Source organism: Caballeronia hypogeia, assembly GCF_001544875.2.
In the GTDB taxonomy this organism is placed as follows: Bacteria; Pseudomonadota; Gammaproteobacteria; order Burkholderiales; family Burkholderiaceae; genus Caballeronia; species Caballeronia hypogeia.
The window spans coordinates 23,329-35,707 of record NZ_FCOA02000050.1 but is presented as its reverse complement, the minus strand read 5'-3'; the positions used below and the strand labels follow the sequence as shown (position 1 = coordinate 35,707).

The following is a 12,379-nucleotide window of genomic DNA, read 5'->3' as shown; positions in this document are numbered from 1 at the left end:
TACACCAAGCACGCACGTGTGAATTTTCGTTTTATCTTCGAACCAGTTCATTTATTTATATGCAATCCGAATAGATGAAAATGTGACGGCTGGAATCGGCGCTGCGTGCGAATTCCCGTGCTTTATTTGTTTGCATGTTTTTCTGTTATCCGAATTTTATAATTTCTGGACCGGAGTCTCGCCAAACGAGGTAACAAAAGACAGTGCGAAAAATCCGAATCTGAGCCAGGAGGAATCTGAGGATAAGCGATACTCTCACTTGGCCTTCGAGCGAGCGGCGAGCAATCGCCTATGACGCGCCTCCGTTTCGTCGTCAACCGGGAACATGCATTCCAGTCGCAGTTCCTGCGTCGCGACGGTTTGCGGCGCACCCACGGTCGTCACCATCGAAAAATAGCGGAGTACGGCGCCTTCGCTTTCGAAACCGATCGGAATGACGGGCATCGTCGGCGTGGCGGATCGTCCATCGTGCGCGTTCCAGTCACGCGGCACGTCCGGATACGCAAGCAGCTCGTCGAGCAGACGCCGCGTGCCGGCATCGACCGCGTGTCCCACCGATTCCCGATACACCCGCTGCAACAGGCTGCGCGCGACGGTATCCCAATCGGCCACGAACGGGCGCATTCCTTCCGGATCGAAGATCAGATGCAGCATGTTGCGTGGACCCTGGCGCGCGGCCATGTCGATGAAGCAGCCGAAGAAGCGCGGCGCGGCGTCGTTGTTCATCAGCACGTTCCAGTGACGGTCCATCACGATTGCGGGAAACGGTTCGTGCTGTCGCACCACCCGTTCGAGCGCGCGGATCACGCCGTGCATTTCCTGCGCATTCCACGGCGCCTCCGAATACACCGGCGCATAGCCCGCAGCGAGCAGCAAGAAATTGCGCTCGCGCAGAGGCACGTCGAGCGTTTGCGCGAGCGTCAGAAGCGTGTCGCGGCCCGGCACGCTGCGCCCACTTTCGATAAAGCTGATCTGTCGTTGCGAGACGCCGGCCTCCAGCGAGAGATCGAGCTGACTCATGCCGCGCACGTCGCGCCAATAGCGCAGCAAATCGCCGAGCTCACCGGGCGATGCATTCAGGTCGGGACGTGTGGCGCTCATCGAATCTCCAGGCATGAAGCAGGTTCAAGCTGCGGGCGCGTGCCAGGCGAACGCTTCGAACTGCGTTTCGAGCGCCGGGCGCGTCACGCTGCTGGTGTAGTTGGTGATCGTCGATGCGGCGACCACCGCGATGACCTCGAGTATCTGCTCGGTGCTGAAGCCCGCATCCAGAAACTTTCGCTGCTCCGATTCGACGAGCCGGCCACGCCTGCCGATCAATGCGCGCGCCAGCGCCGACAACGCAGCCAGTCCGGCGTCCGCCGGCAACGCGCCTTGCCGGATCGCTTCGACGTCGGCGGGCTGCACGCCCTGCCGCAACGCGAGCGCCGTGTGAAACGCGACCGGCCATTCGCTCGCGTTCTCGACCGCGTTGGTCAACAACAGCGTCTGAATCTGCGGCTCGGTCAGGCTGCTCGCATGAACGCGCTCGAACAGGCCGATGAACGCATTGATCAGCACTGGCGATGCGGCCATCTTCGCCGCGATGTTCGGAACCGTGCCGAACGATTGCTGCAATTGCCGGAGCGCGGGCCGGGATTGCTCAGGCGCGGATTCGATCGTGTGAACAGGATAGCTACACATGGTGTCTCCTTGGGCGTTGAGCGCTTTTCGAAAGCGAGAAGCGCGACAGCCCAAGAGTAGAGGCGCGCGTGAATCGAGCCAATTACATCGCATGTAATTACGAGTTCTTGAACATTTCCGTTGCGTATCAATTAATTAGGTAAGTTTTAAGCATTGCGCGATGTGTACGCAATCGGACAATCTTCCACCAATATAATCAAAGGCTTACAATGCGATTCCAGACGGTGCTCTCGGCGGCGAACTGTGTCAGCTGGTCACGGCGACTCGCAGGCGGCGAATTACCGAATCGTCAACGGCAAGGACATCGACCCGAAGGATCTGCCGCACTCGGTCGTTCAGCGAGTGATCGATAACCGCTACGACGATGAGAACGTCTACGACATCAGGGTGCCGGTGATCGGGAATTCGATCCCGTTTGTCTACATCAAGAAACGCAGCCTCAACACCCGCTTCTCTAATGCGAACAGAACAGCGACGATCAGCTCGACACCCAACTTTCTGTCAGAGACCGAGGTGGACCAGATCCTCCGATTCTGCCGCGATGCTCACCTCGATTACGGCGAGCTCGATGTACTGAGGGATCGCCGTTCGGGCGACATCTGGATCGTCGATGTGAACAACACGCCATCCGGGCCGCCGAACGGGCTGACGAAGTCTGATGTCATCCTCGCAATCCGCGAAATGGCGATGGCCTTCTACCGGGAATTTCTGGAGCCCGGCTCTTTCTGGAACCAGCAATAAGTGGTGATCGCCGCCCGCGAAAGTGGCTCGTCCACATCACATCACCCGCGACCATCAGCCTGAACGCGAAGATTGCTGAGCCTTTCCCCGGAAGAACGATGTCACGCCCCGCACTGCGAAGGTCATCGTGATGTCTGCCGACAGCGTGACCGGCTGAACGTGGAACAGAGGCGGCGCTGAAATCGATCGCGGAAGCCCGCGCGCCCGGCCCGTGCGCGTGCACCAAAACGCCGCTCGACGGCTGGCACTCGCAGCCGCTTTCGCTCGACGAAACGCTGTTGCGCGAGATCGGGACCTTGCTCCCGGAAGACGATCCGGAACCGACCTTCGCCGAATATCTGCCCGGCAAGATCGATTACTGGTCGGCGGATGCGCCCGTCGCGCCGCGCTACTTTCCGTACAACCGCTGCGGCGTGTGGGAGTGTTCGTCGTGCGGACGGCTTTATCTGCGCTACACCGAAGGCGGCGGCTATTTCGTCGATCGGCGGATTCGCGTGCTGCGCGCAAGCCTGATCGAGGACGTCCCGCTCGCCGCTTGAATGCGTCGAAAGACTAGCCTCAGGTCCGCGCATTGCTCCATTCCGGAACCATCCCCATTCCGGAACGGAGGACACGATGCCCCGCCAGGCCCCCACGCAAGCCACGACCGCCGCGACCACCCGCGCCACGCATGGTCAGGACGCCATTCAGGTGCTGACCGACGATCATCGCGCCGTGCAAAAGCTCTTCGATGCATTCGAGAAAGCATCGAAAGACGACCTCGACGCCAGGGCCGCGCTCGTGCGGCGCGCATGCGAGGAGCTGACCGTTCACGCGATGATCGAGGAAGAACTGCTCTACCCCGCCGCGCAGCAGGCGCTCGACGAAGACGAGCGGCCGGATGTCGAGGAAGCATATGTCGAGCACTTTCTCGTGAAGGTGCTGATCGAGAAGTTCACGAAGATCAAGGCGGGCGAAACAGGGTTCGACGCCACGTTCAAGGTGCTGAGCGAGATGGTCCGCCATCATATCGATGAGGAAGAAAAGGAACTGTTCCCCAAGTTGCGAAAGTCAGGCGTCGATCTGGACGCGCTCGGCAGAAAGCTCGAGCAGCGCAAGAAGCAACTGGAATCGAAAATCCCGAAAGACGCGGGCGACAACAGCATGCGCCTGCACTGATATCGACCGACGCTTACCGGGACCGGACCATGAAGAATCCCTGGCTGAAGAAGAATCCGTTTCTGAGCATGTGGCTTTCGGGCGCGAACGCGGTAATCGGCGCGACGCGAGGCCGCGCGAGCGCTCAGGCGAAACGGCAGGCGAACGCGATCTGGACGGCGGCGCTCACGCCGCCCAAGCCGAAGAAGCGGCGCGGGCGGAGGTGAGGACGAACGCGCTATCGGTCACTCGAATTCATCGTATTGCGGCAGATCGTCTGTGATCGAATACCACGGCGCCTTCGATCCCACGAAGATATGCGCCGTGGGACGAATCGAAGGCGCGTCTGCGAGCGTACCCAACGTGACGTGAGCGTATTCGCCGTCACGCACGACCGAAAACAGAAGGCTTCCGCACGTCCCGCAGTGCACATCGTGCGTTGCCTGCGCGTCGCCGAAAATCGACACGTCGTCCTGCCCCTGAGTAATGCGCAGCTTGTCGCGCTCGATGCCCGCGAAGGGCTTGAACGCCGCTCCCGTCGCGCGTCGACAGTTCGAGCAATGGCAGTTCAGCGCGTAGACGAATTCGTCCTGTACCGAATAATGGACGGCACCGCAGAGACATCCACCGGCAAGCAATGACTTCATGACGGAACTCCAGAGATGACGCTCGGGCATCGAAGCTCGTCAGATCGTTCTCACAGGATCGCCGAACTGCAGCGCCGCAAGCTGCGCGTACAACGGTGAGCTTTGCAGAAGCTCCGCATGCCGGCCCTGCGCGACGATGCGCCCCTGATCCATCACGACGATGCGGTCGGCCTGCTGCACCGTCGCCAGCCGATGAGCGATGACAAGCGTCGTGCGATTCAGCGCCGCGTTATCCAGCGCCTTCTGCACGAGCCGTTCGCTCGCGGCATCGAGGGCGCTCGTCGCTTCGTCGAGGAGCAGGATAGGCGGGTTCTTGAGTATCGCGCGCGCGATCGCGAGTCGCTGGCGCTGTCCGCCGGACAGGCGCACGCCACGCTCGCCGAGGAACGTGTCATAGCCTTGCGGCAGTTCGCCGATGAAGCCCGCGGCCGCGGCCATTTCGGCGGCGCGCTGTACTTCGGCGAAGGTCGCGTCAGGCATCCCGTAGCGGATGTTGTCGAGCACGCTGCCCGAGAAGATCACCGACTCCTGCAGCACGACGCCGATCGCCCGGCGCAACGAGGCGAACGACACCTGCTGCGTCGGCACGCCGTTGATCAGTATCGCGCCGGACTGCGGATCGTAGAACCGCAACAGCAACTGGAACAGCGTGGTCTTGCCCGCGCCCGACGGCCCGACCAGCGCGACATGCTCGCCCGGGCGCACATCGAGCGAGAAGCCCGAAAGCGCGGCAATGCCCGGACGCGACGGATACGAAAAGCCCACATTGTCGAAACGGATGCCTTCGCCGTGCGCCGGCAGCGGCACCGTGGTCCGGGCCTCCGCCACCGGCGAATGTGCGGAGAGCAGTTGCAGCAGGCGTTCCGTCGCGCCCGCGGCCCGCTGCAGATCACCCCACACTTCCGCGACGGCGCCCACCGCGCCCGCCGTGAAAACCGCATACAGGATGAACTGCGACAACTGGCCCGCCGTCATGTTTCCGGCTAGCACCGCCTGAGCGCCGAGCCACAGCACGAACACGACGGCCGCGAAGACGAATACGATCACCACGGCCGTCAGCGCGGCCCGGGCGCGGATGCGCGTGAGCGCCGTATCGAAAGCCGCTTCCACCGCGCCACCGAAGCGGTGCGCCTCGTGGCTCTCCTGCGTGTACGACTGCACGGTCGGCATCGCGTTGAGCACTTCGCCCGCGAGCGCGCTGGCGTTCGCGATCTTGTCCTGGCTCGCGCGCGAAAGCCGCCGCACGCGCCGCCCGAACACGACGATGGGCGCGACCACCACGACCAGCGTCACGATGATGTAGCCGGACAGCACAGGGCTCGTCGCGATCAGCATCGCGATGCCGCCGATCGTCAGCAGGAGATTGCGCAGTCCGAGCGACAGACTCGTGCCGACCACGGTCTGGATCAGCGTCGTGTCCGTGGTGAGCCGCGACAGCACTTCGCCCGTCTGCGTGGTTTCGAAGAACTGCGGGCTCATGCGCATGACGTGATCGTAGACGGCGCGCCGCATATCGGCCGTGACGCGTTCGCCGAGCCACGACACCCAATAGAAGCGCAGCGCCGTCGCGGCGGCGAGAATCAGCGAGACGACGAACAGCGCGATGAAGTATCGGTCGATATGCGTGCGCTCGCCGCTCGCGAAGCCGCGATCGATCAGATACCGGAACGCCACCGGCAGCGCGAGCGTCGCGCCCGCCGATGTCAGCAGCGCGAGGAACGCGAGCGTCCAGCGTCCGGCGTATGGGCGCAGGAACGGCAGCAAGGCCATAAGCGGAGCGACACGTCGCTTGGGTGGCGCGTCACGTCGCGCGGGCGCGGCGGCATCGGGCATGGAGGGTCCTCGAAGAATTTGCGAAAGAGGGATTGTGTCACCGAGCGGCGCGTACAGCGCCTCAGCGCTCCGCCGCATGCCCGCCGATCCCGCGACCGGTGCGCTTTGCATGCTCGCGAATCATCCGGGCGAGCGACTGCGCATGTGACGAAGGCCGGTCGAAGCGCGAGCGCAACAGGCTGAGCGTCAGCGGAATCTCCTCGCGCAGCGGCTTGACCACCACGCCCGCCCAGCCGTGCCCCGCGACCGAAAATTCATCGACGATCGCAATGCCGATGCCCTCGCGCACGAACGCGCACGCCGACTCCGCCCGCACGATCTCCACGGCGACGCGCCACGGAATACCCGCGCGCTCGAACGCGCCGGACATGATCCGCCCGAACGGAATGTTGCGCGCATAGCCGATCAGCGGATAGTCCGGAATCTGATGCAGTTCCACCTCTTCCTGCGATTCGAGCGGATGACCGACCGGCAGGATGCACACCATGCGCCCCGCCGCGAACGGCTCGACGATGAGATTCGGATGATCGAGCGGCAAAACGGAAACGGCCATTTCGACCTTCCGCGCGAGCAGCTCGTCGGCGATGTTCGAAAGCAGCGTCGTATGGAACTTGAGCCGTACTTGCGGAAACGCCTTCATATAACTTGCGATCACAGGCGGCAGGAAGTTCAGCGCGAGACTCGGGCTGCAACAGAACCGTAATGCGCCAGCCGGATTCGATGACAGATCGCGCGCGAAGTCGTCGATGCGCACGGCCTCCTCGAACATCGTTTCGACCTCTTTGAAGAGCAGTTGCGCTTCGGCGGTCGGCGTGAGCTTGCCGCGGTCGCGGTCGAACAGACGCAGGCCGAGCGTCTGCTCCGTATGCGCGATGAGACGGCTGACCGCGGGCTGCGAGATGTAGAGCAGACGCGCCGCGCCGTTCATGGAACCGGTCAGCATGACCGCCCGGAAAGCTTCCATCTGCCGCAGCCTGAAGCGCATTTCGCAGGGTCTCCGATAACAGAAAGCTATACCCTACACGACATTTAACATAAGGCAATCCGGCCGTTCGCGGGTACGCTTTGAGCGACCAACGGAGAAGAAATCGATGTCTGAAACTTATATGCGGCGCGAGCCCCTGCGAATCGGCTTTATCGGTCTCGGGATGATGGGCTTGCCGATGCTGGAGAATCTCGCGAGCCACGACGCGTTCCATATCCTCGCTTTCGATACACAGAACGCGCCCTTCGACAAACTCGCGACGCATCCGGCCTGGGGCACGACGCTCACGCGCGCCACCGCGCTCGACGAGTTCGCGTCCGTCGAGATGGTCATCACGATGCTGCCCAACAGCGTCATCACGAACGCCGTGATCGCGGGCGACGCGGATCGCGCCGGACTCGCCGGCGTGCTCGCGCCGGATTCGATCGTCATCGACATGGGTTCGTCGAATCCCGGCGAGACGCAGAAGCTCGCGGAACTGCTCGCCTCCGCCGGCTCGACGCTGGTGGACGCACCCGTTTCTGGCGCGGTGGCCAAGGCGCGCTCGGGCACACTGACGATCATGGCCGGCGGCCCGGATGCGGCATGCGAGCGCGCGCGCCCGGTGCTCGAAAAGATGGGCACGAACATCATCCGCACGGGCAAGGTCGCCTCCGCGCACGCCATGAAGGCGCTGAACAACTATGTCTATGCAGCGGGCCTGCTCGCCGCATCCGAAGCCTTGCTGATCGCATCGCGACTGGATCTCGACCTGACGCGCTTCGCCGAAGTGCTCAACGCATCGAGCGGCAGGAACGTCGCGACGGAGACCAAGCTCAATCAGTTCATCATTCCGGGCACGTTCGCGGGCGGTTTCGCGTTGCGGCTTCAGGCGAAGGACATCGCGACGGCGGCGGCGTTGCAATCGCTGACGGGCATCGACGCGCCGCAGCTGAATCTGTGCAACTCGGTCTGGGCCGACGCGATCTCCGCACTCGAACCCGGCGCGGACAACACCGAGATCTTCCGCTTCCTGCAGCAACGCAACGAAGCGACCGCCGATTCCTGAAGCGGAATCCTTTCTTTTTGCTCGCGCCGCGACGTCATCGTCGAGCGGCGCTCATCTCATCGCCTTCAGGAGACTTCATGTCGTCCATTCAGATTCGCAAACGCAGTCTCGTCGTCGAAACCACGTATCACGAAGGCGGCCCCGCGCCCGCCGCGCCGCTCAAGCTCGCCGCCGCCGCCGCGGTGATCGCGAATCCGTATGCTGGCCGCTACGAGCCCGATCTCATGCCGTTCATGGCGGAACTGCGCGCGCTCGGTCATGAACTCGCGACCGAACTGGTGCAGACGCTCGGCGGCAAGGACAGGATCGAGGTGTACAGCAAGGCCGCGATCGTCGGCATCGAAGGGGAAATGGAACATGGCGCGGTGTGGCACGAAGCGGGCGGCTGGGCGATGCGCGAAGTGCTCGGCCAGCCGAAGGCGATGGTGCCCGCCAACAAGGCCGTGGCCGTCGCGGGATACCGGATGATGGTGCCGGTGCATTACATCCATGCGTCTTACGTGCGCAGCCATTTCAACAGCATCGAGATCGGCATTCAGGATGCACCGCGCCCGCGCGAGATTCTCTTCGCGCTCGTGATGGGAACCGGCGGCCGCGTGCACTCGCGTCTGGGCGGACTGAAGAAGGAAGACGTTTCGGTGCATGACGGCCAGCGCTAGTCCGTGAGGCAACGCGCCCGACGCAGGCGCGGCAACGCAAAACAATATCCGGAGACGAGATGAACCAATACAACACGACGGCGGCCCCGCTCGACGATCCGCAGCCGCATGCGGAGCGAATGGGCCGTCAGCAGACGGCCGCCTCCATGCCGGTGCGCTCGGTGGTCGCGGGCACGATCGGCAACGCATTCGAGTGGTTCGACTGGTCGGTCTATACGACCTTCGCGGTCTTCTTCAGTCATCGCTTCTTTCCGTCGGGCAACGCGACCTCGGCGCTGCTCTCCACCTTCGCGGTCTTCGCCGTGGGCTTCGCGATGCGCCCGCTCGGCGGCTGGGCGATCGGCACGCTGTCCGACCGGCTCGGCCGGCGCGCCGCGCTGACCGTATCCATCACGATGATGGCCGGCTCGTCGCTCGCGATCTCGCTGCTGCCGACCTACGAAACCATCGGCCTCGCCGCGCCCGCGCTGCTCGTGCTGTTCCGGCTGATTCAGGGTCTCGCGGTGGGCGGCGAATACGCGGCGGCGACGACCTTCGTCGGCGAGACCGCGCCCGCCCACAAGCGCGGCTTCTTCGGAAGCTGGGTGTTCTTCACGACGGCGCTCGGCCTGCTGATGGCTTCCGCGCTCGCGTGGATCCTCACGCATCTGCTGTCGCGCGAGGCGATGTCCGATTACGGCTGGCGCATTCCGTTCTTCATTGGCGGCGTGGGCGCGCTCGTCGGCTTCTGGATTCGCCGCACGGTCTCGGAAACGCCCGCGTTCCTCGAAATGGAGCAGCGCCGCGAGCATGCGCCGAAGCGCTCGCTCAAGTGGCTGCTGCGCGAGCACCGCACGGCGACCTGGCGGCTGATCGGCTTCAGCGTGCTCGGCGCGTTCGCGTTTTATCTGTTCACCGCCTACCTGCCCGTCTACGCGATCCAGCACGCCGGCGCGGAACCGGGTACCGCCTACGCGGCAAGCACCATCGGCCTGCTCATCTATATGTTGTCGCAGCCGTTCTTCGGCATGCTGTCCGACCGCATCGGCCGGCGTCCGCAACTGATCGTATATGCGCTCGGCTATGCGCTGTTCGTGTATCCGGTCGTGCTGGCGACGGGCGCGTCGCTCGGCTCGATTCTGCTCGTCGACCTGTTCGGGCTGCTGCTATACGGCCTCTATTCGGCGATCGCGCCGGCGGTGATGGTCGAGATGTTCAGCACGGAGGTGCGCGGCGTGGGCATCGGCGCGGTGTACAACACGGTGGTCGCGCTGCTCGGCGGGACGACGCCTTATCTGATGGCGTGGCTGCAGTCGCAGCATCGCGAGAACTGGTTTCTGCTGTACGTGAGCGCTGGCGCCGTGGTGAGCCTCGTCACGTACTGGATCATGCCGGAAACCAAAGGACGTGCGCTGACCTGAGCCTGGCCGGCGACCCCGGCATCGTAAAGACGATGTAAGGATCGCGGCATCGCGCCCGCGATCCTTTATCGCGCCGCCCGAACTTACCGGCTCGCCACGGCCTCGTCGGAGCGCGCGCCGCCCATCACGAGGCATTGCGACCTGAACGCGTCGCCCTGACTGCTCGCGGCCGCGTGACTGAAGCCCTTGCCCAGCGCGTCGAACTCGACCTGCGTCGCGCCGCGGACACACGACGCGGCATCGACGTCGCGCCCCGTTCCGTGCAGCGCGGTGCGGTCCGCGACCAGCCAGGCCACGAGGACGAATACAGCGATATTGAAAGCCTTTTTCATGCCTGTCTCCTTGTCGTCTAGGCTAAGGGCCCGCTTTCATGAGGCAAATCAGGGCAAGCCCGAATGCGCGTGAAAGCCGCATCGCCCGCTTCCGACCACCCGCCGACGCCGCTCCCACGGCCGAGACCGCAAATCTCCAGACCTGTCAACGCTATCCGGCGCAATGAATTTGATACGCCGCAATTCCCCCGAATTCTTTTCTTTGAGTTATCCTCGTTAACCCTTAAGACGTAGACTTTCAGTTTCATTTCGACGGCGCCCCGCACCTCCGCCCCGCGAAACTGTCCGCGCGTCATTCGCCCGTCACCCGCGCAGTTCCGACGATCCGCTCATCGCGTGCTCGCCGCGTTTTCCGCACGATTTCAAGCAACCTGTATGCATCTGCCGTCAGTTCTCAGCTTTCTCATCTGGATTCCAGTGGTGTCCGGCATCTTCGTGCTGACGTTCAGCGCATCGGCGACGCTTTCGCGTGCGGTCGCGTTGTTCGGCGCGATTCTCGGCATCCTGCCGCTCGTGCCGCTGCTCTCGCGCTTCGATGCGTCCTCCAGCGCGATGCAGTTCGTCGAGCGCGTGGACTGGCTGCCGCACTTCGGCATTTCGTATCACCTCGGCGTGGACGGCATCTCGCTGTGGTTCACCGTGCTGACGGCGGTGACGACGCTCATCATCTTCATCGCGTCGTGGCAGTCGGTGACGAAGCAGGTGGCGCAGTACTACGGTGCGTTCCTGGTGCTGTCGGGCTGCATGCAGGGCGTGTTCGCCTCGCTCGACGGCATGCTGTTCTTCGTGTTCTTCGAGGCGGCGCTGATTCCGCTGTATCTGCTGATCGGCGCGTGGGGCGGCGGCGAACGGCGCGTGTACGCGGCCATCCGTTTCTTCTTCATCTCGTTCCTGGGTTCGCTCGCGATGCTCGCCGCGCTGATCTACCTGTGGACGCAGGCGCATACCTTCGACATCGACACGTGGCGCACGCTCAAGCTCGGCTTCACGCCGCAGATCGTGATCTTCCTGTGCTTTCTCGCGGCGTTCTCCGTCAAGGTGCCGATGTGGCCGGTCCATACGTGGCTGCCCGACGTGAACGCCGAAGGCCCGACCGGCGCGGCGGTGCTGCTCGGCATGCTGAAGATCGGCGGCTATGGCCTGATGCGTTTCGTGCTGCCGATCGTCCCCGACGCATCGCACTTCTTCGCCCCGGCGATGATCGTGCTGGCGCTCGTCGCCGTGATCTACGGCAGTCTGGTCGCGCTCGCGCAGACCGACATGCGCAAGCTGCTCGCCTACTCGGCGGTCGCGCACATGGGTCTCGTGACGCTGGGCCTCTTCACGTTCGACCGTATCGGCGCGGAAGGCGCGGTCATGCAGATGCTGTCGTACGGCATCGTCTCGGGCGCCATGCTGCTGTGCACGGGCGTGCTGTTCGACCGCACGCGCAACGGCTCGATCGACGCTTACGGCGGTGTCGCGAACACCATGCCGAAGTTCGCCACCTACGCGATGCTCTTCTCGATGGCCAATGTCGGCCTGCCGGGCACGTCCGGTTTCGTCGGCGAGTTTCTGGTGCTGATGGGCGCCATCCGCGTGAACTTCTGGATCGGCGCGACGGCGGCCTTGTCGCTGATCCTGAGCGCGGCCTACACGCTGTGGATGTACAAGCGCGTCATGTTCGGCGCGATCAAGAACGAACGCGTCGCGGGCCTGCGCGATCTGGGCAAGCGGGAGTTCGTCCTGTTCGGCGCGATGGCCGTGCTCGTGCTCGGCATCGGCGTGCATCCGAAGACCTTCACGGACGCGATCGGGCCTTCGGTGGAAAGCTTCCTTTCGGCGACACAGGGATCGGCGCTTCCGGACGATGCCGGCGCGCCGTCGTACGACGCACGTCACGCAACGGTTGCGGAGCGTGCGCCGGGTTAAGAG

At 63.7% G+C, this 12,379-nt stretch carries 14 protein-coding genes; 8 read left to right on the top strand and 6 right to left on the bottom strand.

The window, feature by feature from the left end; all coding sequences use genetic code 11:
- Positions 1–255: 255 nt before the first annotated feature.
- Complete coding sequence (locus AWB79_RS36225) at positions 256–1,101, bottom strand: helix-turn-helix domain-containing protein (protein ID WP_061172280.1); 846 nt, start codon at positions 1,099–1,101, stop codon at positions 256–258.
- A gap of 24 nt (positions 1,102–1,125) precedes the next feature.
- A complete protein-coding gene (locus AWB79_RS36220) occupies positions 1,126–1,683 on the bottom strand; it encodes a carboxymuconolactone decarboxylase family protein (RefSeq protein WP_061172279.1) in 558 nt (185 codons plus the stop codon).
- Between the two features lie 243 nt (positions 1,684–1,926).
- On the opposite strand from AWB79_RS36220, the gene AWB79_RS36215 reads away from it, so the two are divergent.
- The 4 genes from AWB79_RS36215 (at position 1,927) to AWB79_RS40275 (ending at position 3,788) form a co-directional block, all read left to right on the top strand.
- On the top strand, positions 1,927–2,424 hold the full coding sequence (locus AWB79_RS36215) for an ATP-grasp domain-containing protein (RefSeq protein ID WP_061172278.1): 498 nt from the start codon (positions 1,927–1,929) through the stop codon (positions 2,422–2,424).
- A 176-nt stretch (positions 2,425–2,600) separates the two neighbouring features.
- The gene (locus AWB79_RS36210) at positions 2,601–2,963 is read left to right on the top strand and encodes a hypothetical protein (RefSeq protein ID WP_061172277.1); all 363 of its coding nucleotides are present in this window, start codon (positions 2,601–2,603) and stop codon (positions 2,961–2,963) included.
- A gap of 76 nt (positions 2,964–3,039) precedes the next feature.
- On the top strand, positions 3,040–3,582 hold the full coding sequence (locus AWB79_RS36205) for a hemerythrin domain-containing protein (RefSeq protein ID WP_061172276.1): 543 nt from the start codon (positions 3,040–3,042) through the stop codon (positions 3,580–3,582).
- A gap of 29 nt (positions 3,583–3,611) precedes the next feature.
- Positions 3,612–3,788: a hypothetical protein gene (locus AWB79_RS40275; RefSeq protein WP_198399167.1), complete on the top strand. Its 177-nt coding sequence runs from the start codon at positions 3,612–3,614 to the stop codon at positions 3,786–3,788.
- 18 nt (positions 3,789–3,806) lie between these two features.
- Here AWB79_RS40275 and AWB79_RS36200 read toward each other — a convergent pair whose 3' ends face one another.
- From AWB79_RS36200 to AWB79_RS36190, 3 genes are all read right to left on the bottom strand, one after another.
- Complete coding sequence (locus tag AWB79_RS36200) at positions 3,807–4,208, bottom strand: GFA family protein (RefSeq protein ID WP_061172275.1); 402 nt, start codon at positions 4,206–4,208, stop codon at positions 3,807–3,809.
- A gap of 39 nt (positions 4,209–4,247) precedes the next feature.
- Positions 4,248–6,041, bottom strand: coding sequence for an ABC transporter transmembrane domain-containing protein (locus tag AWB79_RS36195; RefSeq protein ID WP_061172274.1), 1,794 nt, complete (start codon positions 6,039–6,041; stop codon positions 4,248–4,250).
- Positions 6,042–6,102: 61 nt separating this feature from the next.
- Complete coding sequence (locus AWB79_RS36190) at positions 6,103–7,026, bottom strand: LysR substrate-binding domain-containing protein (protein WP_061172273.1); 924 nt, start codon at positions 7,024–7,026, stop codon at positions 6,103–6,105.
- Between the two features lie 106 nt (positions 7,027–7,132).
- Here AWB79_RS36190 and AWB79_RS36185 point away from each other — a divergent pair, with 106 nt between their 5' ends.
- The 3 genes from AWB79_RS36185 (at position 7,133) to AWB79_RS36175 (ending at position 10,133) form a co-directional block, all read left to right on the top strand.
- Positions 7,133–8,074, top strand: a complete 942-nt coding sequence (locus tag AWB79_RS36185; RefSeq protein ID WP_232471126.1) for an NAD(P)-dependent oxidoreductase — start codon at positions 7,133–7,135, stop codon at positions 8,072–8,074.
- A gap of 77 nt (positions 8,075–8,151) precedes the next feature.
- The gene (locus tag AWB79_RS36180) at positions 8,152–8,733 is read left to right on the top strand and encodes an amino acid synthesis family protein (RefSeq protein WP_061172271.1); all 582 of its coding nucleotides are present in this window, start codon (positions 8,152–8,154) and stop codon (positions 8,731–8,733) included.
- 59 nt (positions 8,734–8,792) lie between these two features.
- On the top strand, positions 8,793–10,133 hold the full coding sequence (locus AWB79_RS36175) for an MFS transporter (RefSeq protein ID WP_332459681.1): 1,341 nt from the start codon (positions 8,793–8,795) through the stop codon (positions 10,131–10,133).
- A gap of 83 nt (positions 10,134–10,216) precedes the next feature.
- Here the strand turns inward: AWB79_RS36175 and AWB79_RS36170 are convergent, their stop codons facing one another.
- The gene (locus AWB79_RS36170; protein ID WP_061172270.1) at positions 10,217–10,465 is read right to left on the bottom strand and encodes a hypothetical protein; all 249 of its coding nucleotides are present in this window, start codon (positions 10,463–10,465) and stop codon (positions 10,217–10,219) included.
- A 375-nt stretch (positions 10,466–10,840) separates the two neighbouring features.
- On the opposite strand from AWB79_RS36170, the gene AWB79_RS36165 reads away from it, so the two are divergent.
- Positions 10,841–12,376: a complex I subunit 4 family protein gene (locus AWB79_RS36165; RefSeq protein WP_061172269.1), complete on the top strand. Its 1,536-nt coding sequence runs from the start codon at positions 10,841–10,843 to the stop codon at positions 12,374–12,376.
- Positions 12,377–12,379 lie beyond the last annotated feature (3 nt).

Coding starts and splice junctions, on each gene's coding strand:
- AWB79_RS36225 (WP_061172280.1), bottom strand. CDS start 1,101: ATGAGCGCCACACGTCCCGACCTGAATGCATCGCCCGGTGAGCTCGGC.
- AWB79_RS36220 (WP_061172279.1), bottom strand. CDS start 1,683: ATGTGTAGCTATCCTGTTCACACGATCGAATCCGCGCCTGAGCAATCC.
- AWB79_RS36205 (WP_061172276.1), top strand. CDS start 3,040: ATGCCCCGCCAGGCCCCCACGCAAGCCACGACCGCCGCGACCACCCGC.
- AWB79_RS40275 (WP_198399167.1), top strand. CDS start 3,612: ATGAAGAATCCCTGGCTGAAGAAGAATCCGTTTCTGAGCATGTGGCTT.
- AWB79_RS36200 (WP_061172275.1), bottom strand. CDS start 4,208: ATGAAGTCATTGCTTGCCGGTGGATGTCTCTGCGGTGCCGTCCATTAT.
- AWB79_RS36195 (WP_061172274.1), bottom strand. CDS start 6,041: ATGCCCGATGCCGCCGCGCCCGCGCGACGTGACGCGCCACCCAAGCGA.
- AWB79_RS36190 (WP_061172273.1), bottom strand. CDS start 7,026: ATGCGCTTCAGGCTGCGGCAGATGGAAGCTTTCCGGGCGGTCATGCTG.
- AWB79_RS36185 (WP_232471126.1), top strand. CDS start 7,133: ATGTCTGAAACTTATATGCGGCGCGAGCCCCTGCGAATCGGCTTTATC.
- AWB79_RS36180 (WP_061172271.1), top strand. CDS start 8,152: ATGTCGTCCATTCAGATTCGCAAACGCAGTCTCGTCGTCGAAACCACG.
- AWB79_RS36175 (WP_332459681.1), top strand. CDS start 8,793: ATGAACCAATACAACACGACGGCGGCCCCGCTCGACGATCCGCAGCCG.
- AWB79_RS36170 (WP_061172270.1), bottom strand. CDS start 10,465: ATGAAAAAGGCTTTCAATATCGCTGTATTCGTCCTCGTGGCCTGGCTG.
- AWB79_RS36165 (WP_061172269.1), top strand. CDS start 10,841: ATGCATCTGCCGTCAGTTCTCAGCTTTCTCATCTGGATTCCAGTGGTG.